General features: G+C 62.5%; 23 protein-coding genes and 1 tRNA gene. 15 read left to right on the forward strand and 9 right to left on the reverse strand.

Annotated elements, in window-relative coordinates; translation table 11 throughout:
* Positions 1-108 precede the first annotated feature (108 nt).
* The 12 genes from cysM (at position 109) to J0L98_RS04740 (ending at position 10,258) form a co-directional block, all read left to right on the forward strand.
* Positions 109-999, forward strand: a complete 891-nt coding sequence (gene cysM, locus J0L98_RS04685) for a cysteine synthase CysM (RefSeq protein ID WP_296410370.1) — start codon at positions 109-111, stop codon at positions 997-999.
* 8 nt (positions 1,000-1,007) lie between these two features.
* Positions 1,008-1,811, forward strand: a complete 804-nt coding sequence (locus J0L98_RS04690) for a 3'-5' exonuclease (RefSeq protein ID WP_296410371.1) — start codon at positions 1,008-1,010, stop codon at positions 1,809-1,811.
* Between the two features lie 52 nt (positions 1,812-1,863).
* Positions 1,864-1,940: transfer RNA gene (locus tag J0L98_RS04695), tRNA-Val, on the forward strand.
* Between the two features lie 148 nt (positions 1,941-2,088).
* Positions 2,089-4,005, forward strand: a complete 1,917-nt coding sequence (gene thrS, locus J0L98_RS04700) for a threonine--tRNA ligase (RefSeq protein WP_296410372.1) — start codon at positions 2,089-2,091, stop codon at positions 4,003-4,005.
* Positions 4,006-4,034: 29 nt separating this feature from the next.
* A complete protein-coding gene (gene infC / locus J0L98_RS04705) occupies positions 4,035-4,556 on the forward strand; it encodes a translation initiation factor IF-3 (RefSeq protein ID WP_324460026.1) in 522 nt (173 codons plus the stop codon).
* A gap of 133 nt (positions 4,557-4,689) precedes the next feature.
* Complete coding sequence (gene rpmI, locus J0L98_RS04710; protein ID WP_169145625.1) at positions 4,690-4,887, forward strand: 50S ribosomal protein L35; 198 nt, start codon at positions 4,690-4,692, stop codon at positions 4,885-4,887.
* Between the two features lie 14 nt (positions 4,888-4,901).
* Positions 4,902-5,261 (forward strand): 50S ribosomal protein L20, encoded by a 360-nt coding sequence (gene rplT, locus J0L98_RS04715; RefSeq protein WP_141349527.1) that lies wholly within the window; start codon positions 4,902-4,904, stop codon positions 5,259-5,261.
* 70 nt (positions 5,262-5,331) lie between these two features.
* On the forward strand, positions 5,332-6,363 hold the full coding sequence (gene pheS / locus J0L98_RS04720) for a phenylalanine--tRNA ligase subunit alpha (RefSeq protein ID WP_296410374.1): 1,032 nt from the start codon (positions 5,332-5,334) through the stop codon (positions 6,361-6,363).
* A gap of 3 nt (positions 6,364-6,366) precedes the next feature.
* Positions 6,367-8,745 carry a phenylalanine--tRNA ligase subunit beta gene (gene pheT / locus J0L98_RS04725; RefSeq protein ID WP_296410375.1) on the forward strand — a complete coding sequence of 793 codons (2,379 nt, stop codon included), beginning with the start codon at positions 6,367-6,369 and terminating at the stop codon, positions 8,743-8,745.
* A gap of 5 nt (positions 8,746-8,750) precedes the next feature.
* Positions 8,751-9,056 carry an integration host factor subunit alpha gene (locus tag J0L98_RS04730; protein ID WP_296401913.1) on the forward strand — a complete coding sequence of 102 codons (306 nt, stop codon included), beginning with the start codon at positions 8,751-8,753 and terminating at the stop codon, positions 9,054-9,056.
* A complete protein-coding gene (locus J0L98_RS04735) occupies positions 9,043-9,420 on the forward strand; it encodes a MerR family transcriptional regulator (RefSeq protein ID WP_296410376.1) in 378 nt (125 codons plus the stop codon). The genes J0L98_RS04730 and J0L98_RS04735 overlap by 14 nt, the downstream gene beginning before the upstream one ends.
* Before the next feature lie 85 nt (positions 9,421-9,505).
* Positions 9,506-10,258 carry a proteasome-type protease gene (locus tag J0L98_RS04740; RefSeq protein WP_296401915.1) on the forward strand — a complete coding sequence of 251 codons (753 nt, stop codon included), beginning with the start codon at positions 9,506-9,508 and terminating at the stop codon, positions 10,256-10,258.
* 21 nt (positions 10,259-10,279) lie between these two features.
* On the opposite strand, the gene rsgA is transcribed toward J0L98_RS04740, so the two are convergent.
* The gene (rsgA, locus tag J0L98_RS04745; protein ID WP_296410377.1) at positions 10,280-11,173 is read right to left on the reverse strand and encodes a ribosome small subunit-dependent GTPase A; all 894 of its coding nucleotides are present in this window, start codon (positions 11,171-11,173) and stop codon (positions 10,280-10,282) included.
* A complete protein-coding gene (locus J0L98_RS04750; protein ID WP_296410378.1) occupies positions 11,170-12,423 on the reverse strand; it encodes a M48 family metallopeptidase in 1,254 nt (417 codons plus the stop codon). Before J0L98_RS04750 ends, rsgA begins: the two co-directional genes overlap by 4 nt.
* 101 nt (positions 12,424-12,524) lie before the next feature.
* On the opposite strand from J0L98_RS04750, the gene orn reads away from it, so the two are divergent.
* Positions 12,525-13,070 (forward strand): oligoribonuclease, encoded by a 546-nt coding sequence (gene orn / locus J0L98_RS04755; RefSeq protein WP_296410379.1) that lies wholly within the window; start codon positions 12,525-12,527, stop codon positions 13,068-13,070.
* Positions 13,071-13,149: 79 nt separating this feature from the next.
* Here orn and J0L98_RS04760 read toward each other — a convergent pair whose 3' ends face one another.
* Both J0L98_RS04760 and J0L98_RS04765 read right to left on the reverse strand, forming a co-directional pair.
* Positions 13,150-13,785, reverse strand: coding sequence for a 3'-5' exonuclease (locus J0L98_RS04760; protein WP_296410380.1), 636 nt, complete (start codon positions 13,783-13,785; stop codon positions 13,150-13,152).
* Entirely contained in the window at positions 13,782-15,692 is a 1,911-nt protein-coding gene (locus J0L98_RS04765; protein ID WP_296410381.1) for a DUF294 nucleotidyltransferase-like domain-containing protein, read from the reverse strand. The genes J0L98_RS04760 and J0L98_RS04765 overlap by 4 nt, the downstream gene beginning before the upstream one ends.
* A 151-nt stretch (positions 15,693-15,843) precedes the next feature.
* Between J0L98_RS04765 and J0L98_RS04770 the strand changes: the two genes are divergently transcribed.
* Positions 15,844-16,521: an alpha/beta fold hydrolase gene (locus tag J0L98_RS04770; RefSeq protein ID WP_296410382.1), complete on the forward strand. Its 678-nt coding sequence runs from the start codon at positions 15,844-15,846 to the stop codon at positions 16,519-16,521.
* Positions 16,522-16,537: 16 nt separating this feature from the next.
* On the opposite strand, the gene J0L98_RS04775 is transcribed toward J0L98_RS04770, so the two are convergent.
* The 4 genes from J0L98_RS04775 to selD all read right to left on the reverse strand — a co-directional run bounded on the left by J0L98_RS04775 (position 16,538) and on the right by selD (position 21,139).
* A complete protein-coding gene (locus tag J0L98_RS04775; RefSeq protein WP_296410383.1) occupies positions 16,538-16,987 on the reverse strand; it encodes a MaoC family dehydratase in 450 nt (149 codons plus the stop codon).
* Between the two features lie 70 nt (positions 16,988-17,057).
* Positions 17,058-19,028 carry a response regulator gene (locus J0L98_RS04780; RefSeq protein WP_296410384.1) on the reverse strand — a complete coding sequence of 657 codons (1,971 nt, stop codon included), beginning with the start codon at positions 19,026-19,028 and terminating at the stop codon, positions 17,058-17,060.
* Positions 19,025-20,074, reverse strand: coding sequence for an ABC transporter substrate binding protein (locus J0L98_RS04785; RefSeq protein WP_296410385.1), 1,050 nt, complete (start codon positions 20,072-20,074; stop codon positions 19,025-19,027). Before J0L98_RS04785 ends, J0L98_RS04780 begins: the two co-directional genes overlap by 4 nt.
* A gap of 15 nt (positions 20,075-20,089) precedes the next feature.
* Positions 20,090-21,139 (reverse strand): selenide, water dikinase SelD, encoded by a 1,050-nt coding sequence (gene selD, locus J0L98_RS04790; RefSeq protein ID WP_296410386.1) that lies wholly within the window; start codon positions 21,137-21,139, stop codon positions 20,090-20,092.
* Here selD and mnmH point away from each other — a divergent pair.
* Positions 21,114-22,223 (forward strand): tRNA 2-selenouridine(34) synthase MnmH, encoded by a 1,110-nt coding sequence (gene mnmH, locus J0L98_RS04795; RefSeq protein ID WP_296410387.1) that lies wholly within the window; start codon positions 21,114-21,116, stop codon positions 22,221-22,223. The genes selD and mnmH overlap by 26 nt on opposite strands.
* A 13-nt stretch (positions 22,224-22,236) precedes the next feature.
* Here the strand turns inward: mnmH and J0L98_RS04800 are convergent, their stop codons facing one another.
* On the reverse strand, positions 22,237-22,554 hold the full coding sequence (locus J0L98_RS04800; protein WP_296410388.1) for an Hpt domain-containing protein: 318 nt from the start codon (positions 22,552-22,554) through the stop codon (positions 22,237-22,239).
* Between the last annotated feature and the right edge of the window lie 16 nt (positions 22,555-22,570).

Here is a 22,570-nt window from a genome sequence, read left to right on the forward strand (position 1 = left end):
GTGATGGCCCGTTCAGTTTCAGGCTGTATCGTCCATCGCCGCAACCCCCTGCGCCGGCATTCGGTATTATCTTCCCATTCTCCAATCCGACATCCGGTGGATCGAAACATGGAATTCAAGACTCTCGAAGACTACGTGGGCCAGACCCCGCTGGTCAGATTGAAGCGCATCACGGCGGGGCGCAACAACGTGATCCTGGCCAAGCTCGAAGGGAACAATCCGGCAGGTTCGGTGAAGGATCGTCCGGCTTTGTCCATGATCCTTCGCGGTGAGGCCCGGGGAGATATCCAGCCTGGCCAGACCCTGATCGAAGCGACCAGCGGCAATACGGGGATCGCCCTTGCCATGGCCGCCGCGATCCGGGGATACGGCATGATTCTCGTCATGCCCGAGAACCAGAGCATCGAGCGCCGCCAGACCATGCGAGCGTTTGGTGCAGAGCTGGTGCTCACACCCAAGGAAGGGGGGATGGAGCTTGCACGGGACGTGGCGGAGCGCATGCGCGACGAGGGGCGGGGCGTCATCCTCGATCAGTTTGCCAACCCGGACAATCCCCAGGCCCATGTGGATGGAACCGGCCCGGAGATCTGGGAGCAGACCGGTGGCACCATCACCCACTTCATCAGCAGCATGGGTACGACGGGAACCATCATGGGTGTTTCCCGCTACCTGAAAGACCGGAATCCCGCCATTCGCATTATTGGCTGCCAGCCCACTGACGGTGCCCAGATTCCCGGCATCCGCAAGTGGCCGGAAGCCTATCTGCCCCGGATCTACGACAAGGCCAGGGTTGATCAGCTGGAATACGTGGCCCAGGCCGACGCGGAAGAGATGACACGGCGTCTGGCCCGGGAAGAGGGCATTTTCGCGGGAATTTCCTCCGGAGGTGCGCTGCATGTGGCCTTGCGGCTGGCCGAACAGGTCGAGAACGCGGTTATCGTATCCATCGTTTGCGACCGGGGCGATCGTTACCTGTCCACTGGCGTGTTCCCCGCCTGAAGATGACGATGGCTGCAACGCTTGTCTTTGATATCGAGACCATCCCCGATGTGCAGGGTATCCGTTCCCTGCACGGACTGCCCGACGAGCTAAGTGGCGAGGAAGTGGCCGAGTACGCTTTTCAGTTGCGTCGTGCATCCGGTGGCTCCGACTTCCTGCCACACCACCTCCAGCGCGTCGTCACCATCTCCTGTGTTTTGAGGGATGCGAACCAGTTTCGGGTCTTCTCCCTATCCGAACCCGAGTGCAGTGAAGGCGAGATCATCCAGCGCTTCTTCGACGGCATCGAACGTTTCACCCCTCAGCTGATTTCCTGGAATGGGGGTGGTTTCGATCTGCCGGTTCTTCACTACCGGGGAATGCTCCATGGGGTGTCGGCACCGCGCTACTGGGATCTTGGTGACGGGGACTATCACGACTCCCGGGATTTCAAGTGGAACAACTACATCGGGCGCTACCATACTCGCCACCTCGATCTGATGGACCTTCTGGCGCTGTATCAGCCCCGTGCCAATGCGCCTCTTGATGATCTGGCGAAGTTGATGGGCTTTCCGGGTAAGCTCGGAATGGATGGCTCGGCCGTATGGAAGGGCTATTGCGAAGGCCGGATTGGCGAGATACGTGATTACTGTGAAACCGACGTTGTGAACACCTATCTTGTTTACTTGCGTTTTCAGTGCATGCGGGGCGCTCTCGACAAGGTTGCCTGCGCGGCCGAGATCGAATTCGTCCGGGAGGCCCTTGGCCGCATTGATGCCCCCCACTGGAAACGATTTCTGGCGGCATGGCAGACCATCGGGTCAGTAAAATAAATCTAAGTAATCGTTGACAAACTATAGGGCTCGTCTATAATGCGGGCTTCTTAGGCGCGTAGCTCAGCTGGTTAGAGCACCACCTTGACATGGTGGGGGTCGTTGGTTCGAGTCCAATCGCGCCTACCAAACACCTGAGAAGGAAAGCGAATGTCTCGAACTTGCAGCGGCCAAGACAAGCATTGACGAGTCTGCTGTAAGGCGTTTTCCAAAAAGAAAAAGTGCGGCTCGTCCGCACTTTTTTTTTGCCCAGAATTTTTCCCCCGAGCGAGTCATCATGCCCAACATCACCTTGCCCGACGGTTCCGTACGCAGTTTTGAGCAGTCCGTGACGATCGCCCAGGTCGCCGCTTCCATCGGTTCCGGTCTGGCCAAGGCGGCCCTCGCCGGCAAGATTGACGGCAAGCTGGTGGACACCTCGTTCCTTATTGAAACGGATGTGGCGCTGGCCATCGTTACCGACAAGGATCCGGAAGGTCTCGAGATCATCCGTCATTCCACGGCGCACTTGCTGGCCTATGCGGTGAAGGAGCTCTTTCCGGACGCGCAGGTGACCATCGGGCCGGTGATCGAGAACGGCTTCTATTACGACTTCTCCTACAAGCGTCCATTCACGCCCGAGGATCTCGAGAAGATCGAGGCGCGCATGCTTGATCTCGCCAAACGCGACATCCGGGTTGAACGCAGCGTGCTGCCGCGGGATGAGGCGGTGGCCTATTTCAAGTCCATCGGCGAGCACTACAAGGCCGAGATCATCGCCTCGATCCCTGCGGACCAGGATGTCTCGCTGTATCGCGAGGGTGATTTTGTCGATCTGTGTCGTGGGCCTCATGTGCCGTCCACCGGCAAGCTCAAGGTCTTCAAGCTGATGAAGGTGGCCGGCGCCTACTGGCGTGGCGACTCGAAGAATGAGATGCTGCAGCGCATCTACGGTACCGCCTGGGCCAGGAAGGAAGAGCAGGAGGCTTATTTGCACATGCTCGAAGAGGCCGAAAAGCGTGACCATCGGCGTCTCGGCAAGCAGCTGGATCTGTTTCACTTGCAAGAGGAGGCGCCGGGCCTGGTGTTTTGGCACCCCAACGGGTGGACGGTCTGGCAGGCCGTTGAGCAGTACATGCGGGCGGTCTATCGCGACAACGGCTATCAGGAGGTGCGCTGCCCCCAGATTCTGGATCGCTCCCTCTGGGAGAGGTCGGGGCATTGGGAGCATTACAAGGCCAACATGTTCACCACCGAGTCGGAAAGTCGCGACTATGCGGTGAAGCCCATGAACTGCCCGGGTCATATCCAGATTTTCAATTCCGATCTGCGTTCCTATCGGGAGCTGCCCCTGCGCTATGGCGAATTCGGCGCGTGCCATCGCAACGAGCCGTCGGGGGCACTGCACGGCATCATGCGGGTGCGAGGTTTTACGCAGGATGATGGTCACATCTTCTGTACCGAGGATCAGATCGAGGCCGAGGTCACCGTCTTCAATGCCCTGGTGCGCAAGGTCTATGCGGACTTTGGTTTCAAGGATGTGGCGGTCAAGCTGGCCTTGCGCCCGGATAGCCGGGTGGGGTCGGACGAGGTCTGGGACAAGGCGGAAAATGCGCTGCGCGCTGCATTGCGTGCCAGTGGCCTCGAGTGGGACGAGCTGCCTGGCGAAGGGGCCTTCTACGGCCCGAAGATCGAATTCCATATCAAGGACGCCATTGGCCGTTCCTGGCAGTGCGGCACCGTCCAGGTGGATTTCTCCATGCCGGCCCGCCTTGGTGCCGAATATGTCGGTGAGGACAACGGCCGGCATACCCCGGTGATGCTGCATCGGGCGATTCTCGGCTCTCTCGAGCGTTTCATCGGCATCCTGATCGAAAACTACTCGGGTGCGCTGCCCTTGTGGTTGGCGCCGGTGCAGGCGGTGGTGCTGAATATCTCGGAAGCCCAGGCGGATTACGTCACGGAAGTCGTCAAAACCTTGCGCTCGCGTGGCTTCCGGGTTGAGGCCGATTTGCGCAACGAGAAGATTACTTATAAAATACGCGAACATAGCGTTCGTAAGCTGCCTTATCTGCTGGTTGTCGGCGACAAGGAAAAGGCAGCAAATGTAGTGGCCGTCCGCGCTCGGGGTAATCAAGACCTCGGTCAAATGTCCCTCGATAAGATTGTCGAGCGTTGGCAAGACGAAGCGAATTCGTTTGCCGGCACGGCCTGATATTTTTTGTTTTCATGGAGAATTGAACCATCGCTCAGGATAAGAAGCTGCGCATAAACGGCGAAATCAGTGTGCCGGAAGTGCGCTTGACGGGTGAGGACGGTGAGCAGATCGGCATCGTCACTCTGCGTGCTGCATTGGAAGCGGCGGAAGAAGCTGGCGTTGATCTCGTGGAGATTGCGCCCATGGCCAAACCCCCCGTGTGCCGCTTGATGGACTTCGGCAAGTACAAGTACGAAGAAGCCAAGCGCGCCCACGAAGCCAAGCAGAAGCAAAAGCAGATTCAGGTCAAGGAAGTCAAGCTTCGTCCGGGTACGGACGAGAACGACTACCAGATCAAACTGCGTAACCTGATCAAATTCCTGAACGAAGGTGACAAGGCGAAGGTGACCCTCCGTTTCCGTGGCCGTGAAATGGCTCACCAGGAATTCGGCATGCGTCAGCTTGAGCGCGTCAAGGCCGACCTCGAAGAAGTCGGACAGGTCGAGCAGATGCCGAAGATGGAAGGGCGCCAGATGATCATGGTCATCGCGCCGAAGAAAAAGCATTAAGGAAATTTCGGCGCCTCACGGTGCCGGAGCACGGCGCACAGCATAGTGCGCCGGAAACAAGTGGTGACGGGTTGTTGAAGCGTTTCCGGAAGTCGGAAGCCACCCGGGGCCATGTCATAAGCTGGAGTACTTCATGCCCAAGATGAAGACCAAGAGCGGGGCCGCCAAACGGTTCAAGGTCCGCGCTAGCGGTAGCATCAAGCGTTCGCAGGCGTTCAAGCGCCACATCCTGACCAAGAAGACGACCAAGAGCAAGCGCCAGCTTCGCGGCATGACTGCCGTGCACGCTGCGGACGAAAAGTCCATCCGCGCCATGATGCCCTACGCCTGATTTAGGAGAACGCAATGCCCAGAGTTAAGCGCGGTGTAACCGCACGTGCCCGTCACAAGAAAGTCCTCGATCAAGCCAAGGGCTATCGTGGTCGTCGCAAGAACGTATATCGGATCGCCAAGCAGGCGGTGATGAAGGCGGGGCAATATGCCTACCGCGACCGTCGTCAACGCAAGCGTCAGTTCCGTGCCCTGTGGATCGCCCGTATCAACGCCGCCGCGCGTGAAGTCGGTCTGACCTACAGCCGCTTCATGAATGGCCTCAAAAAGGCCTCCATCGAAGTGGACCGCAAGGTGCTGGCTGATCTGGCCGTTTTCGACAAGCCCGCTTTTGCGGCGCTCGCCGAACAAGCCAAGGCCCAGCTCGCTGCGTAATCCGACGCAGCACGAAAAAAGGAGGCCTGGCCTCCTTTTTTTTGTCCTGAACCCGGGATAAGACAGAAAAATGGATCAACTCGATCAACTCGTCGCGCAGGCTGAAATCGATTTTTCCGCTGCTGCTGATGGTGCCGCCCTCGAAACGGCCAAGGCCCGATATCTGGGCAAGGCGGGCTCTCTCACCGAACTGTTGAAGGGCCTCGGCAAGCTCGATCCGGAGGCCCGCAAGAGCGCCGGTGCCGAGATCAACAAGGCCAAGGCCGCCATCGAAGCCCTGCTCAATGCGCGGCGCGATGCGCTGCAGCAGGCCGCGCTCGAAGCCCAGTTGGCAGCCGAAGCGCTGGATGTGACCCTGCCTGGGCGTGGTGCCGGTGTCGGTGGACTGCATCCGGTGGTGCGTACCCTGGAGCGTATCGAACAGCTCTTCCGTTCCATTGGCTTCGATGTGGCCGAAGGCCCCGAGATCGAGACCGATTTCTACAATTTCACGGCATTGAACACGCCGGCCAATCACCCGGCCCGTTCGATGCACGACACTTTCTATCTCGAGAACGGTGAAGGGGTGATGCTCCGCACGCACACCAGTCCGGTCCAGATCCGCGCCATGCAGGCCCATGTGGAGGCCTACAAGGACCGCGACACCATGCCCGAGCTTCGGGTCATTGCGCCGGGGCGGGTGTATCGGGTCGACTCCGATGCCACCCATTCGCCCATGTTCCACCAGGTGGAAGGTCTGTGGGTGGGTGAGTCGGTGAGCTTTGCCGACCTCAAGGGCGTTGTCGCCGATTTCCTGCGCAGCTTCTTCGAGAGCGACGATCTGCAGGTGCGCTTCCGGCCGTCCTTTTTCCCGTTCACCGAGCCGTCTGCAGAAATTGACGTGGCCTTCATGAGCGGTGCGCTGAAAGGCCGCTGGCTGGAGATCGCCGGCTGCGGAATGGTGCACCCCAACGTGCTGCGTTTTGGCGGCATTGATCCTGAGCGCTATACCGGCTTTGCCTTCGGCATGGGGCCGGACCGCCTCACCATGTTGCGCTATGGCGTCAACGACTTGCGCCTTTTCTTCGAAGGCGATCTTCGTTTCCTCGGTCAATTCAGGTAAGCCATGCAATTCTCAGAACTCTGGTTGCGCAGTTTCGTCAGTCCGGACCTTGATTCGGACGCGCTGGGCCATCTGCTCACCATGGCAGGGCTGGAAGTGGAAGAGCAGGACGGCGTGGCCGCTGTGTTTTCCAAGGTGGTGGTTGCGCAGATCGTCGAGGCCGAAAAGCACCCCAATGCTGACAAGCTGCGTGTTTGCAAGGTGGACGCAGGGCAGGGCGAGTTGCTGCAGATTGTTTGCGGCGCACCCAACGCCGCCGCCGGCATCCGGATTCCCTGCGCCCTCGTCGGCGCCGACCTGGCGGGGTTCGGTATCAAGGCCGCCAAGCTGCGCGGCGTCGAGTCCTTCGGCATGTTGTGTTCGGCAAAGGAGCTCGGTATCTCCGAGGAGAGCAGTGGTCTGCTGATCCTGCCGGAGGATGCGCCAGTCGGTACTGATCTGCGTGAGTATCTGGCGCTCAATGACACCCTGTTTACCATCAAGCTCACGCCCAATCGTGCCGATTGCCTGAGCCTGACCGGCATCGCCCGGGAAGTTGCTGCCCTTACCGGCAGTCCGCTGAGCCTGCCGGCCTGCGACCCGGTGGCGGCAACCCACAGTGATATCCGCGCCATTGTCCTCGACGCGCCGGACGCCTGTCCGCTTTATTCCGGCCGGATCATCCGGGGTGTGGATGCCAAGGCGCCGACGCCCGAATGGGTGAAGCAGCGTCTGGCGCGCAGCGGCATCCGCTCCATCAGTGCCCTGGTGGACGTCACCAACTACGTCATGCTGGAACTCGGTCAGCCGCTCCATGCCTTCGACGAGGCGAAGCTGAACGGGGCGATCCACGTCCGCTTTCCGGCTGCCGGCGAGCAGGTTCTGCTCCTCAACGGCCAGACCGTGACGCCCGCCGCCGATACCCTGCTGATTGCGGATGAATCTCGCGCCTTGGCGCTTGCGGGCGTGATGGGGGGCGAAGACAGCGGGATCACCCTCGACACGACGGACCTGTTCCTGGAAAGCGCCTTCTTCGCACCGGATGCGATTGCCGGGCGTGCCCGTGCCCATGGTTTCTCCTCTGACGCCTCCTACCGCTTCGAGCGTGGGGTGGACTTCGCCTTGGCCACCAAAGCCATCGAGCGTGCCACCCGCCTGATTCTCGACGTTTGCGGCGGCCAGCCAGGACAGGTGGTGGAAGCAGTTGAGCCGGGCAAGCTGCCGGCCCGTGCTCCGATCCGCCTGCGTGCGGCCCGTGTGCGCCGTGTACTGGGGATTGCCCTGAGCGCCGATGCTGTGGCCGAGATGTTCGTGCGCCTCAGTCTCGATGTAGTCAGGGATGGTGAGGACTTCATCGTCACGCCGCCTTCCTACCGGTTCGACCTGGAGATCGAGGAAGACCTCATCGAGGAAATCGCCCGTCTCCACGGCTACGACAACATCCCGGTGCTATCGCCCCGGGGGCCGATCAGCATGCTGCCCCGTCCGGAATCCCGGCGTGACGCCATGTTCGTGCGGCGTCTGGTGGCTGGTCGCGAGTTCCAGGAAGTCATCAACTTTGCCTTCGTCGAAGAGGCCTGGGAGAAGGACTTCGCTGGCAACACCGATCCGGTGCGTCTGGCGAATCCGATTGCCAGCCAGATGAGCGTGATGCGCTCGACGCTGATCGGTGGCCTCGTCGCCAACCTGGCCACCAACCGCAAGCGTCAGACCAACCGGGTGCGCGTTTTTGAGATCGGACGCTGTTTTACCCGCAGCCCGTCGGGTCAGCCCGTAGACGGTTTCAATCAGCCTATCCGCCTGGCTGCGCTGGCTGGTGGCCTCGCCCGCCCTGAGCAGTGGGGTGAGGCCGGCCGCAGTGTCGATTTCTTCGATCTCAAGGCAGACCTCGAGGCGTTGCTCTTTCCGCGGGTTGCCGAGTTCGAGCGGGCGGTTCACCCGGCCCTGCATCCGGGCCGTTCCGCACAGGTCGTGCTCGAGGGGAAGTGCATCGGTTTCATTGGCGAGTTGCATCCGGTCTGGGTGCAGCGCTACGAGTTGGGTGCTGCACCGGTGGTTTTCGAGATTGAACTCGAGGCCTTGCTTGAGACCGTGACGCCCGCCTATCGGGAAGTTTCCCGCTTCCCCGCGGTGACTCGCGATCTGGCCCTCGTGGTGGAGCAGGATGCCGCAGCCGCACAGCTCCTGAAGGGGCTGCAGAGTGTTGCTCCTGCCATTGTTCAGCGCATCGAACTGTTCGACCAGTACCAGGGCAAGGGTATCGAGCAAAACCGGAAAAGCCTTGCTTTTCGGGTAGTTATGCAAGAAACTCAGAGAACTCTGGAGGATGCCGAAGTGGATGCCGTGATGACCGCCCTGACCCGCCACGCTGAGGAAAACCTTGGCGCCAAGTTGAGGGCCTGACCACCATGAGCATGACCTTGACGAAGGCAGAGCTTGCCGACTTGCTCTTTGAGCAGGTCGGCCTCAACAAGCGTGAAGCCAAGGATATGGTGGAGTGCTTCTTTGAGGAGATCCGCATGGCTCTTGAGCGGGGCGACTGCGTGAAGCTCTCGGGCTTTGGCAATTTCCAACTACGGGAGAAACCCCAGCGCCCCGGCCGCAACCCCAAGACGGGCGAAGAGATTCCCATTACTGCCCGGCGTGTGGTGACTTTCCACGCCAGTCAGAAGCTCAAGGCCAATGTGGAGCAACTGAGCGATGTTGCAAAGTGATCTTCCGGCGGCAGCCGATCTGCCGCCGATTCCCCTCAAGCGCTATTTCACCATTGGTGAAGTAAGCGAACTGTGCGGTGTCAAACCCCATGTGTTGCGGTACTGGGAGCAGGAATTCACCCAGTTGCGGCCCGTGAAGCGGGGGGGAAATCGACGCTACTACCAGCACCATGAAGTGCTCCTGATCCGTCGCATCCGCGAACTGCTATACCAGGATGGCTTCACGATCTCCGGTGCCCGCAACCGTCTTGACGAGATCGCAGCCCGCAAGCGCGAGGATGCCGAAGAGTCGGTCGGCCTGCGTGAGCAACTGGCTTCGGTGCGTGCCGAGATCAAGTCCATCCTGCAAGATCTGCAAAACTGACCGGTGCAGCCATCCGCGCTGTGCGTTTTCCCTGTCCGGGGCGATGCCTGACTGGCGTCGCCCCTTTTCATTCGGGCCTGATTTCATGACCTATTGTGTCAGCATGCTGCTGGATGCCGGTATGGTGTTCCTCTCCGACTCCCGAACCAACGCCGGTGTTGACCACATCAATACCTTCCGCAAGATGAGCATCTTCCAGCGCCCTGGAGAGCGTGTGCTGGTGTTGATGAGCTCCGGCAATCTGGCCATCACCCAGCAACTCGTCTCCATGCTGAGGGAAACCATGGCCTCCCAGGATGCCCGTGAAAATCTGTGGTCCGTGCCCAACATGTTTGAGGCGGCACGTCACGTGGGCGAGACCCTGCGGGAGGTGTTCCGCCGGGATGCGGAAGCGCTGCAGAACTTCGGCATTGATTTCACCGCGGCCCTGATACTCGGCGGCCAGATCGGCAAGGAGCAGCCGCGGCTGTTCCACATCTATGCCGCGGGCAATTTCATCGAAGCCACGCCTGACACCCCGTACTTCCAGATCGGCGAGTCAAAGTACGGCAAGCCGATCATCGACCGGGTGGTCAAGCGTCATACCAGTCTGGATGAGGCAGCGAAGCTGGCCCTGATTTCCATGGATTCGACGATCCGCTCCAATCTCTCGGTAGGGGTGCCCCTGGATCTCGCAATCATCAAGACTGACGAGCTTCAGATCTCCTCACATCTCAGTATTGATGCCAAGAACGAGTACTTCGCGATGATCCGTAATCGCTGGAGCGAGGCCCTTGGGCACGCGTTCGACGAACTGCCCAACCCGGACTGGCTGGGCAGGGGCGACGAGCTTCCCTGACCCCGGAGGCCCGTCAGGGCCTTACCAACCCTGCGCCTGCCGCCGCCCCTGCTCGCATTCGGTGCGGAACTGCAGGAACTGGCGCAGGCGTTTCATTTCAATCATTCCGCTCTCGGCGGCGGCCCGCAGGGCGCAACCGGGCTCCGAATCGTGCCTGCAGTCCCGGAAGCGGCATTGCCCGGCATAGGGGCGAAACTCCCGAAAGCTCGCTTCCAGATCCTTTCCACCCAGATGCACGAGCCCGAAGGTCTGCATGCCCGGGCTGTCGATGATGCCGCCACCTTCAGGGAGAGGGTAGAGACGAGCAAACGTCGTGGTGTGCTTGCCCGTATCCAATACCTCGGAGATCTCCCGCGTCTCCGCCCTGGCTTCGGGAATCAGCGCATTTGTCAGCGTGGATTTTCCCATCCCGGATTGTCCGACCAGCAGGCTGGTCTCGCCGATCAGGCGCGCCCGCAGGGTATCCACGTTGTCGAGGGCCGACATCTCGAGCACCGGGTAACCGAGGGCCGAGAAGGTGGCGAGGCGGCTGCGGGCATCGGCAAGGCCGGCGACGATGTCGGTCTTGTTCAGCACGATCAGCACCTTGAGGTTCTGATTCTCTGCTGCGCACAGGCACCGTGAGATGAACTCGTCACTGAAACTCGGTTCGGTGGCCACCACCATTACCACCTGGGTGGCATTGGCCGCGATCAGCTTCTGCCGCCAGGCGTCGGAGCGGTAGAGCAGGCTGCTGCGCTCCACCAGCTTGTCGATGACGCCCTGGCCCGGGCCCGTAGCGGCAATCTGGACCCGGTCGCCGCAGGCAAACAGGCTCTTCTTGCCGCGGGGAACACACAGCAGGATCTCGCCGGCGTCACTGCGGACCTCGTACTGGCGGCCGAAGGCGGCGATCAGGGTGCCGAAGGTTTTCACTGGCTTGCTGCCTGCAGTCGGGCAATGCGAATCGCCGCGGGGGGGTGGGAGTCGTACACGCTGGAGTAGAGGGGGTCAGGGGTCAGGGTCGAGGCGTTGTCCCGGTACAGCTTGACCAGGGCACTGATCAACTCGGTGGCCGGCGCCTGACTGGCTGCGTAGGCGTCCGCCTGAAACTCGTGCTTGCGCGACCACATGCTCATCAGCGGAGTCAGGGGAAAGGTGAATACCGGCAGCGCCAGGGCGAACAGCATCAGAGTCGGCGCGGTACCGCTGGCCTGCATGCCCAGGCCCTCGAAGAACCAGCTCTGGTTGGCCAGATGACCCAACAGGGCAAAGAACAGCAGGCTGCCGGCTCCAATCACCGCAAGGCGTTTCCACAGATGGTGATGATGATAGTGACCCAGCTCGTGGGCCAGCACGGCCTCTACCTCGGTGGGTGCCAGCTTGTCGAGCAGGGTGTCGAAGAAAACGATGCGCTTGGCCGCGCCAAAGCCGGTGAAGTAGGCATTGCCATGGGCCGAGCGCTTTGATCCGTCCATGACGAACAGGCCCGACAGGCGGAAGCCGCAGCGTGTCATCAGGCCTTCGATGCGGGCCTTGAGGGGGCCGTCTTCGAGGGGCTTGAACTTGTTGAACAGGGGGGCGATGAAGGTCGGATAGACCAGCAGCACCAGCAGGTTGAAGCCGAGCCAGAAGGCCCACACATATAGCCACCAGCGCTCGCCCATGGAGCCCATCAACCACAGCACGAAGGCGATCAGCGGCAGGCCGATCAGGGCCGCAAGGGCCACGCCCTTCAGTGTGTCGGCGATGAACAGGCCCGGGGTCAGGCGGTTGAAGCCGAAACGTGCTTCCAGGCGGAAGCTGCGGTAGAGGCCTAGGGGCAGGTCCATGAGCCATGAGACGCTGGCGACCAGGGCGATGAAGGCGACACCCTGGGCCAGGCTGCCGGCATCGAGGAAGCGGCTGGCCAGGTCGTGGAGGGCTTGCAGGCCGCCACCCAGGGTCAGGATCAGCAGCAGGCAGGTGGAGATGAAGAGATCGATCATGCCCAGCCGCACCCGTGCCACGGTGTAGTCGGCCGCCTTCTGGTGGGCGTCCAGGGAAATGCTGTCGGCGAAGGCGGCGGGTACGGCGCCCCGGTGGTGGCGCACATGCAGCATCTGACGCATGGCGAGCCAGAAGCGGAACATCAGGCCGGCAAACAGGGCAAGCAGGAAAACAGCGGAGAGTTGGCTGGAGGTCATCGGCGAGGGGCAGGGCAGGGGTGGCTTGAGCCGGGCACGGCGCCGGGCACGGCGCCGGGCATGGGCGTAGAATCGCGCCTTTACCAAAAAGCGGACCGATTATGGCACAGGACCAGAATCACCTCATCTGGCTGGACATGGAAATGACCGGCCTCAATCCCGACAGCGACCGCATCATCGAGATCGCCATGGTCGTCACCAACAGCAATCTGGATGTGGTGGCGGAAGGCCCGGTGGTTGCCGTGCATCAGCCCGATGCGGTGCTTGACGCCATGGACGAGTGGAACAAGAACACCCACGGCCGTTCCGGCCTGATCGACCGGGTCAAGGTTTCCACCATCGGCGAGGCAGAGGCGGAGCAGATCTACCTGGAGTTCATGAAACAGTACATCCCCTCGCGGACCTCGCCCATGTGCGGCAACTCCATCGGGCAGGATCGCCGCTTCATGGCCCGTTACATGCCGGCACTGGAAGACTGGTTCCACTACCGCAACCTGGACGTGTCCACCTTGAAGGAGCTGGCCCGGCGCTGGCGCCCGGATGTGTACAAGGGGCTCGAGAAGAAGGGGGCCCACCAGGCGCTGGCGGACATCCATGAGTCGATTGCCGAACTGCGTTACTACCGGGACACCTTCCTGAAGGTGTGATCCGCCCGGAGCGGGCCAACCCGGAAGGGGGCCGCAGTTGGAACACGGGGCGCCGAGGCGCCCCTTTGCGTGGACGTTCTCAACTGCCCCGCAACCACTTGCGGCTGCTCTGGGTGTCCAGCAGGTCCCTTGGTGACGCCAGGCCCTGGGCATTGGCTCGGGCCAGCGCGACCTGGAGCAACTGGGCCACGCAGAGCGCCTCAAGCAGCGCATCCCGGTGATCCAGCCGGTCGATCCCGAAGGCCCCCAGCCAGGCGTCCATGCGGGCCTGCCCGGTGGTTCGTTCCGGAAAGAGACTGGGCATCAGGACCATCAGATCGATCCAGTCGAGGTCGGGGGCGCTGCCCAGGTTCTGCTCAAGGGCGCGTTCGAGGGTACCCTGATTGAATGGCGCGTTGAAAACCACGACCGGTGAGCGGGCAATGAAGCGCACAAGGCCGATCATGGCATCCACCGGGGCGCTGCCGAGCTGGGCGCGGTAGGCGTCGGCAGGGTGCAGCAAGCCCTGGTTGATGGCCACGGCACCCACTGCCAGCAGCCGTTGACCACCACCGTCCATGGGGCCGGTTTCCGCGTTGATCACGACGTAGCGTGTTTCGTAGTGCGAGCGCGCCAGATCTGGCGGGGGCAACGCGATGATGGCATCCAGGGCCGCCCGCTGTTCGGGATCGAGGGCCGGGTTGCTCCCCGGCAGGAGTCGGGAGAGCCAGTTCATATCTGGTAGTCGAGCTTGAGTCGGAGTTGAATCTTGCGGGCCTGGCGAAATGCTTCCTTGAGGATGCGGCGGTCCAGCTCGTTGAGATCATCCGGCTTGACCCGGTTGTCTCCCGACGAGCCGTGATCGGTATCCAGGTGCTGATGACGCAGGCGCAGTAGCTGGATGAAGTGGAAACCATCGGCCATGGCCGCGAGCTCCTCGGCCGGCATGCCGATGCGTGAGCCGCCCTGACGGAGACGTTGCACCGTGCTGGTCGCGTCCACCCCGGTGCGCAGGGACAGGACACGGGCGGCATCCACGAAAAGGCGTGCACCGAACTTCTTGAGGTCGATGGTGCCGGGATGGCGGGCATCATCATCGGTGACGAAATCGCGGATCTTGCCCAGGGGCGGCGACACATCAAGGGCGTTGGTGGCCATGGCCTTGAGAAAGGCCGGATTGCCGCCGGTCATGGACAGCAGCCAGTGGCGCAGCTTGTGGGCCAGCTTCTCGTCGCCGTAGAGCACGCGGTAGTCGAAGAAGATGGTGGCGTTGAGCAGGGCCTCGGGGTGGGGTTCGCGGATCCAGGTACCGAACTTTTCGCGCCATTCGTCGAAGGTCAGGCAAAGCTCCGGGTTGCTGGCCATGATGTTGCCCTCGCACAGGGGGAAGCCACAGGCGGCGAGGTCGTTGTTCACATCCTTGGCAAACTCCAGCAGACGCAGTTTGAGGGGCTCCTTGTCGGCCCATTCGGGCAGGATGTAGAGAATTCCGTTGTCCTGGTCGGTGGACAGGGTCTGTTCGTGACGCCCCTCGGAGCCGAAGGCCAGCCAGGCGTACTCAACACCATAAAGGTCGTGGCGGTTGAGATTGAGTTCGATGATGCGACGGGTCAGGGCATCGTTGAGGGCCGAGATGAACTGGGTCAGTTGCTCGGCACCGATGCCCTGGGCCAGCAGGTTGAGCGCCAGCTGGCGGATGTCGCGGCTGGCCCGCTGCAGGGCCTGAACGTCGGCGGCACTTTCGATGCCCGAGCGGATCTGGCGCAGGCCGATGCGCTGCAGGGCAAACAGGTCGCGTTCCGAGATCACCCCCTTGAGCTTGTCGTCGGTATCGACTACCAGGATATGACGCACACCGTGGGTGGCCATCTCCAGTGCTGCGTCGTAGGCGCTGGCGCTGGCGTTGAGGGTGTGGGGCGGTGTCGTCATCACTTCGGCGATGGGGCGGGTCAGATCGAAGCCCGGCAGCACGATGCGCTTGAGGATGTCACTCTGGGTCAGCACGCCTACCGGCTTCTCGTCCTCTCCCGCCACCGCGAGGCAGCCGACGCCGGCTTCGACCATCCTCTCGAGGGCGGAGCGGGTGGCAAGTTCGGGGCCGACAAAAACGGGCGCCTTCTTGACCAGGTTGGAAAGAGACGTGGTCATCGTCTGCTGCTCGGCAGCCCGTTGCGAGAACTGGACCTGCAACTGCTCCCGCGACTGGTTGAGGAGGCTGGCGATGTAACGGGTACAGAAAAGCTGGAACGTGGGACTGAGTTCCTGCAGCTTGAGAAAATCGGCCGCCGGTAGCTGGAAGCAGTAGCTGTCCTCGACGGCGATGTATCCGTTGGTCGATGGACGGCCCGCCGAGATGGCGCCGATCGGGAAGCCTTCGCCCGGCCCCAGGGTCAGGGTTGAATATTCCGTGACCGAGACACTGCCCACTTGGCGAGCCTGCACCTTGCCGCGATAGACGATGTAGAAGAAGCGCGGCGGACCATCTTCGGGGATCAGTATCTCGGCTTCGGCGGGATAGAAGGCCGTGGCCAACCGCTCGCCCAGGAAGCGCAGAGCTTCCGTTTCCATCCGGTCGAAGGGGGCATGGCGCCGCAGGAAGTCGAGGTTGGTTCGGATCAGGGTGTCGGAGGCGGAGGTGTCCATAAACAGACCGATTGGCGTGAATCAAACGTCTGAATCTACCCCAGTGGTGCCCCCGTGTCATGATCTCGCGCAAGAAATCCCCAATCTTGCCGGCTGCGATCACGGCATTGGCTCCGATACAATCCACTGACCCCCCAACAGGAACGCCGCCATGACTGACACTCTGCTGCCCGCCGTTGAAATCGAGACCGGACCGTCCCCCACCCATGCCGTGATCTGGATGCATGGCCTCGGGGCGGACGGCCACGATTTCGAACCCGTAATCGACGAATTCGAAGCTGATCGCCTGCCCTTCACCCGCTTCGTGTTTCCCCATGCGCCAAGTCGTCCGGTGACCATCAACGGCGGTTATGTGATGCGAGCCTGGTACGACATCGTGTCGTCGGATTTCTCGACCCGCCGGGAAGATCCGGTTGGTGTGCGCGAGTCCGCGGCGCTGATCGAGGCCCTCATTGCCCGGGAGAACGCCCGCGGTATTCCCGACAGCCGCATCGTGCTGGCCGGTTTCTCCCAGGGTGGGGCGATTGCCCTCCATACCGCGCTGCGCCATCCCAGGCGTCTGGCCGGCGTGCTGGCCCTGTCCACTTACCTGCCGCTGGCCGATTCCCTCGCCGATGAGGCCGCGCCTGCCAACGCCAAGACCCCGATCTTCATGGCCCACGGCCTTGAAGACCCGGTGATTCCCTGCGATTTCGGCAAGGCCTCCGCGGATCTCCTGAAGGCGGCGGGTTATCCGCTGGAATGGCGCAGCTATCCGATGGACCACTCCCTGTGCCTTGAAGAGGTGCAGGATCTTGAACTTTGGCTGGCCCACGTGATGTCACGCTGACATCGCGGCGGGTGAATCAGAACGGGCGGCGCTTGAGCAGGTTGTTGCCGATGAAGCTCAGCACCGTTTCGTCCCGCTGATTGACGGCCAAGTAGCGCAGGCGGGCGATTCCCCGATCCGGCTTTGAACTGGAAGGGCGCACTTCGAGGACTTCCACGATACTGCGCAGGGTGTCGCCGGGGCGCACCGGCGCCAGCCAGCGAAGTTCGTCCAGACCGGGCGAGCCGATACTCGACTGGCTGAAGATGCCGGTCTGGATGAACAGTCGGAAGCAGATGGCGATGGACTGGAAGCCGCTGGCGATCAGCCCCCCGTAGGGTGACTCGGCGGCCGCGTTCACATCCAGATGGAAGGGCTGGGGATCGTAGCGGAAGGCAAAGTCGATGATCTCTGCCTCGGTGAGGGTCATGCCTCCGCTGGTGAAACGGTCGCCGACGATCAGGTCGTCGAGGTAACGGCTTTCCATGCTGCTGTCTCCTGTGGGCTTGTTCGTGCCCGCATCATAGTCGACAGCGGTCGAGGCGCGGATCGCGGTGTCAGGGGCGCCGCTCACGCTCGCTGGGCGCTTCCATCTTCTCGTTGTCGCCGACCGACAGCCAGGCCAGCAGGCTTGCGTAAAGCAGCGACGGTGCGACAGGTTTGATAATGAAGTCGCTCATCCCGGCGTCGAGGCAGCGCTGACGATCTTCCGGATAGGCATTGGCCGTGAGGGCGAGGACCGGCACCTGCTTCCAGCCATCAAGGCGGCGCAGGCGGCGTGTCGCCTCCATGCCATCCATGCGCGGCATCTGCATATCCATCAGCACCAGGGCGTAGTCCTGCGTGCAAGCCATGCGCAGGGCCTGCTCGCCGTCTTCGGCCACGTCCACCTCAAGGCCGACTTCCCTCAGAAGGTGGGTGGATACCTCCCGATTGATCGCTTCATCTTCCACGAGCAGGATGCGGGCGCCGGCGTGACAGCGGCGCAAATCCTCCTCGGCCCCACCTCCTGGCGGCAGGGCGACGGGGACAACATGATCTGCGGGCTCCAGGCGCACCGTAAACCAGAAACGGCAGCCGCCCTCCGGTGTGCTGTCCACTCCGATGTCGCCTCCCATCAGATTCACCAGGCGTTTGCTGATGGCCAGCCCAAGGCCGGTTCCACCGAATTCGCGGGTGATGGAGTTGTCCACCTGCTCGAAAGCCCTGAACAGGCGCGCCTGATCCGTTTTGGCGATGCCCGGGCCGGTGTCTTCCACCTCGAAGCGAAGTACCAGGGCAGGGGTGTCGCCGGGGGGCTCATCCACCGGGAATGCCCGGATCGTGATCGTGCCCCGGGAGGTGAACTTGACGGCATTTCCCGCGAGATTGAGAAGCACCTGGCCCAGTCTCAGCGGATCGCCGAGAACGGGCGTCTCCGCGAGCTGCGGGGCCATTTCCGTGATCAGATCGAGTCCTTTTGCGTGGGCGCGGGCGTCGATGAGATTGATCAGGTTTTCGATCACCGTGCCGGGCTGGAAGGGAATCTTGTCGAGATGCATGCGTTCCGCCTCGATCTTGGAAATGTCGAGGACGTCATTGATGATCGCCAGCAAATGCCGGGCCGCGCCCGCGATCTTGGCCAGTTGTTCGAGGGTTTTTTTATCGTGGGTGTGGCGCCGGATCAGATCGGTGAGACCGATGATGGCGTTCATCGGGGTGCGCAATTCGTGGCTCATGTTGGCAAGGAAGGTGCTCTTGGCCCGGTTTGCCGTGATGGCAAGATCCTTGGCCGTGGTCAGTTCATCTTCCCGTTCGTCGATGCGGTCCAGCAGGCGATTCACTCCACGCACCATCAGATCCAGCTCGCTAGTTGTGCCACTCACCGGGATGCGTGTCCGCCCGCCCGCACTGCCATGGCCGATAGTGTCGATGGTTTGGGCAAAACGGGACAGTGGCCGGATCACATAGCGGGACAGGGCGAGGAACAGCAGCGTCAGGCACAGGGCCAGCGCACAGAGGGCAATGGCGGTGGCAATGGCCAGCAGTTCATTGCGCTGGCGCTCCACGTGCTCGCGTGGAAAGCCCACCACGGCCGTAGCCAGGCCCTCGCCCGATACTCGCCTGACCGGCTTGAAGGCGGCAAAGACGCCATCGGCGGCGATCTCGACGCTGCCTTCCCCTCGCCCCAGGGCCGCCAGCAGTTCTGATGGCAGCGCTTGGGTGTCGGGCCCGCCCGCGCCGCTGTGGAACACGACCCGCCCGTCCGGGCCGACGATCATGGCAAAGGCCAGGTCCGGGTTGTCGCGTACGGCCTCGGCACACTGTTCGTCGAAGCCCTGGAGGTTGTCCAGTTCTATCCCCAGCGACAGAACCCGTTCCAGCTGGGTGGCCAAGCCTTTGGCGATGGCCTGGGTGCGGGAGAGTTGGGAATGCAGCAGTCGGTCATGGAGGAAATAGCCTGACACGCCGACCGCCGCAAAAATGCCAAAGAGAAACACACTCCCTGCGATCAACAGAATACGGGCGCGCAGGCCGGGTGAGTTCATCCGTCGTGCTCCCAGGGGAAGTGGGTGATGACCTCGGAGGACAGTAGCAGGGAAGACTTCACGCCCAGCCCCAGTTGCTTCGCCCGAGCCAGATTGATGACCGGGTGGCCCTTGACCGCGGATCGGATCGGCAAGGCCGAGGGAGGCGTGCCCTCGACGAGGATGGCGCGGGCCAGACGGCCGGCTGCCCGGCCCTGCTCCAGTTCGGAGATGGCCATGGAGGCCAGCACCCCGTGATGAACCCGATCCACCCAGAAGCTGATGTCAGGCAGGTGGCTGTTCAGGCAGGCCCATTTCTGAACTTTCTGGTAAGGCACGTTGGTGCCGTCCGTGTCGGCCAGCGCAAAGATGCCCAGTTGAACGACGGCATCCGCGACCGCCGGGTAGGATTGGAGGCGCGCCTTGAACTCCGCAAAGCTGCGTACCCGATCGACCACGCTCAGGCTCACCCCGGGCAGTCCTGATACCGTCGAGCGCATGCGTTCGATGATCGGTGGCCACTGGGGGCCCATGTCCGACAGGGCGGCAAGCCGCAGGGGGCCGGGAACGAGGTTCTGCAGCAAGCGTACCGATTCGACAAGGTGTTCGCGTTCGAGCACTCCGGTGACGTTGTTGGCCGAGTCCAGCCCATGCTCGGCGGGTGTCTTGTTGACCCCGCTGAACACACAGGGCAGGTGCTGACCGATCAGTGGACGCACCACAAACTCCATGGCGTCGTCATCGGATACATACAGTAGCTGGGGCTGCCACGCCTCAATCAGGGCGAGGGCCTCGCCGCCCTTGCGCGCCTTGGCCTCCCGGCTGCTGTTGCGTTTTACATCCATCTGAAAAACCTGGAACTCTGCCGGCAACTTGCCAAGGCCTTCCTTGAAGCCCGCGAACTGGCCGTCGGTCCAGCGCCATGGCGAGTCGAAGCTCATGACATGGAGAATGCGTCGGGGCAACCCCGCAGCCGGAGCGGCACTTGCCGGGCGTTTGGCCAAGGTGACCAGCGCCGCCGTGCCAAGGGCTGCGCCGATGAAGTGGCGACGTCGCGAAGAACGCATGGGCGGGGGGCTGCTTCAGGCGTCGACCTGAACCCGGGGCGGGCCCGCGTGCATCCGGCCGATCACTGCCGCGTCAACAAAACCGCCCGCCCGGAAGCAGGCCAGTACCTGCTCAACGCTGCCCGCATCGCAGGCCACCAGCAACCCGCCGCTGGTCTGGGCATCAGCCGTCAGACTGCGTTGCCATGCTTCCACCCCGGCGTCGAATTGCACGGCGTCGCCGCAACTGGCCAGGTTGCGACCGATGGCACCCGGGCCGATGCCCTGTTTCGCAAAGGGGATCGCTGCGGGCATGACCGGCAGGGCTCCGGCCGTCACCGTGGCGCCCAGACCCGCACCGCGACACAGTTCGAGCAGATGTCCGAGCAGGCCGAAACCGGTGACGTCGGTGAGGGCGTGGACCCCCGGCAACGCGGCGAGGGTCGGGCCGACCGTGTTCAGACGGGTGGTGGTGGCGATCATCTGGGCATAACCCTCCGCGTCGAGAAGCCCCTTCTTCATGGCGGAGCCCAGAATGCCCACACCCAGTGGTTTGCCCAGGATCAGCGCATCTCCATCCCGGGCATCGCGGTTGCGCTTGATGACATCCGGGTGCGCGAGGCCCAGGGCCACGAGGCCGTAGATCGGCTCCGGCGAGTCGATGCTGTGCCCGCCGGCCACAGGGATGCCGGCTTCGGCGCAGACGCTGGCACCGCCTTCCAAGATGCGCCCGATGGTTTCCACGGGCAGGACATTGATAGGCATGCCGACGATGGCCAGGGCCATGATGGGCGTCCCGCCCATGGCGTAGACGTCCGACAGGGCATTGGTGGCGGCAATGCGTCCGAAGTCGAAGGGGTCATCGACGATGGGCATGAAGAAGTCGGTGGTGGCGATCAGTGCCTGCTGATCGTTCAGGCGCCACACTGCGGCATCGTCGGCGGTTTCGGTGCCGACCATCAAATTGGCGAAGGGCTTCGCTGCCGGCATGCGGGCCAGCATTTCGTTGAGCACGGCGGGGGCGATCTTACAGCCGCATCCGCCGCCATGAGACAATTCAGTGAGTCGCAAAGCGGTTTTTGTCATCTTCATTCCTGTCATTTCGTCCGTATTCCACGTGGCCAGCCATCCTGCTCCCTTTTCCGCAACCGTTGACCAACTCGGTGATTTTGACAGCATTATCGACGTGCGCTCGCCATCGGAGTTTGCCGAAGATCATGTTCCCGGTGCCATCAACTGCCCCGTCCTGGATGATGAGGAGCGGGCCCGGGTGGGTACCCTCTACAAGCAGGTTTCCCCCTTTCAGGCGCGCAAGTTGGGGGCGGCGCTGGTATCACGCAATATCGCCAAGCATATCGAGAATCAGCTCTTCGACAAGCCGAAGGGCTGGAAGCCGCTGGTGTACTGCTGGCGCGGGGGGCAGCGCAGTGGCGCAATGACCCTCGTGCTCGGTCAGGTGGGTTGGGCGGCGCGGCGCCTGGAGGGTGGCTACAAGGCCTTTCGCCAGCGCGTACTGGATGATCTCGAGACGCTGCCCCGTAGCCTCGAATTGAACATCCTGTGTGGCCCCACCGGCAGCGCCAAGACGGCTGTGCTGGAGGCGCTGGCCGATCGCGGCGGGCAAATTCTTCATCTGGAAGCCCTTGCACGTCATCGCGGTTCGGTGCTGGGAGGCGAGACCGATGGCCTGCAGCCCGGCCAGAAGGCCTTCGAGACGGCTTTGTGGGCGGCGCTCACGGCACTTGATCCGGCGCGCCCCGTGTGGTCCGAGTCGGAAAGCCGACGCATCGGGCGCCTGCATGTGCCGGCGGCCCTCTTCGAAGCCCTGCGCAATGGGCGCTGCACACGCATCGAGGCGCCCCTGGCGGCACGGGTGGATCACCTGGTGGAGCGCTACGCCCATCTGATTGCCGACCCGGGCGCTTTTCGAGACAAGCTTGCCCGTCTTGTTCCCCAGCACGGGTACGAGCGTGTGGCAGCCTGGCAGGCGCTTGTGACCCTCGGTGCCTGGCGCCAGCTCGCCACCGAACTGGTGAATGATCATTATGATCCAGCCTACCGCAAGGGCGGGGAGGGGCTTTACCTGCAGATCGGCGAGGCCTGCCCGCTGGTTCTCGAGGCCCTTGATGCGGATGCGCTGGCCAGGGCTGCTGCAGGGCTTCCGATCTGATCGGCGGATCCTGTCAGGTGCCGATCCCGGCCAGCGTCAGGTCCAGGGCATCGGCCAGATCGAGGGCCAGCCCCATGCTTTCCGGTCGCATCTCGCGGGTGGCCTGTTCCGTCTTTCGAGCCAGTGCCAGCAAATCGTGATCCATGATGTTGCCCGCCGAGCCCTTGATCATATGGGCAAGGCGGGCGACGCCGACCGAATCACCGCGTTCCACGGCCAGACGAAGTTCGCCGGGAACCGCTGCGTAGGTGTGGGCGAACACCCCCAGCAGTCGTTCGACAAACGCCGCCCGCCCCGCATAGCGGCTTTCGAGTTGGTCGCGCTGGATCATCCGCGGGTCTGGCGTG

The organism is Zoogloea sp. (assembly GCF_017302315.1).
In the GTDB taxonomy this organism is placed as follows: domain Bacteria; phylum Pseudomonadota; class Gammaproteobacteria; order Burkholderiales; family Rhodocyclaceae; genus Zoogloea.

Coding starts and splice junctions, on each gene's coding strand:
- J0L98_RS04785 (WP_296410385.1), bottom strand. CDS start 20,074: ATGCGTTCTTCGCGACGTCGCCACTTCATCGGCGCAGCCCTTGGCACG.
- J0L98_RS04775 (WP_296410383.1), bottom strand. CDS start 16,987: ATGGAAAGCCGTTACCTCGACGACCTGATCGTCGGCGACCGTTTCACC.
- selD (WP_296410386.1), bottom strand. CDS start 21,139: ATGACAAAAACCGCTTTGCGACTCACTGAATTGTCTCATGGCGGCGGA.
- rplT (WP_141349527.1), top strand. CDS start 4,902: ATGCCCAGAGTTAAGCGCGGTGTAACCGCACGTGCCCGTCACAAGAAA.
- J0L98_RS04800 (WP_296410388.1), bottom strand. CDS start 22,554: ATGATCCAGCGCGACCAACTCGAAAGCCGCTATGCGGGGCGGGCGGCG.
- J0L98_RS04780 (WP_296410384.1), bottom strand. CDS start 19,028: ATGAACTCACCCGGCCTGCGCGCCCGTATTCTGTTGATCGCAGGGAGT.
- J0L98_RS04760 (WP_296410380.1), bottom strand. CDS start 13,785: ATGAACTGGCTCTCCCGACTCCTGCCGGGGAGCAACCCGGCCCTCGAT.
- orn (WP_296410379.1), top strand. CDS start 12,525: ATGGCACAGGACCAGAATCACCTCATCTGGCTGGACATGGAAATGACC.
- rpmI (WP_169145625.1), top strand. CDS start 4,690: ATGCCCAAGATGAAGACCAAGAGCGGGGCCGCCAAACGGTTCAAGGTC.
- J0L98_RS04735 (WP_296410376.1), top strand. CDS start 9,043: ATGTTGCAAAGTGATCTTCCGGCGGCAGCCGATCTGCCGCCGATTCCC.
- J0L98_RS04730 (WP_296401913.1), top strand. CDS start 8,751: ATGAGCATGACCTTGACGAAGGCAGAGCTTGCCGACTTGCTCTTTGAG.
- J0L98_RS04770 (WP_296410382.1), top strand. CDS start 15,844: ATGACTGACACTCTGCTGCCCGCCGTTGAAATCGAGACCGGACCGTCC.
- pheT (WP_296410375.1), top strand. CDS start 6,367: ATGCAATTCTCAGAACTCTGGTTGCGCAGTTTCGTCAGTCCGGACCTT.
- J0L98_RS04765 (WP_296410381.1), bottom strand. CDS start 15,692: ATGGACACCTCCGCCTCCGACACCCTGATCCGAACCAACCTCGACTTC.
- thrS (WP_296410372.1), top strand. CDS start 2,089: ATGCCCAACATCACCTTGCCCGACGGTTCCGTACGCAGTTTTGAGCAG.
- J0L98_RS04740 (WP_296401915.1), top strand. CDS start 9,506: ATGACCTATTGTGTCAGCATGCTGCTGGATGCCGGTATGGTGTTCCTC.
- pheS (WP_296410374.1), top strand. CDS start 5,332: ATGGATCAACTCGATCAACTCGTCGCGCAGGCTGAAATCGATTTTTCC.
- cysM (WP_296410370.1), top strand. CDS start 109: ATGGAATTCAAGACTCTCGAAGACTACGTGGGCCAGACCCCGCTGGTC.
- J0L98_RS04750 (WP_296410378.1), bottom strand. CDS start 12,423: ATGACCTCCAGCCAACTCTCCGCTGTTTTCCTGCTTGCCCTGTTTGCC.
- J0L98_RS04690 (WP_296410371.1), top strand. CDS start 1,008: ATGGCTGCAACGCTTGTCTTTGATATCGAGACCATCCCCGATGTGCAG.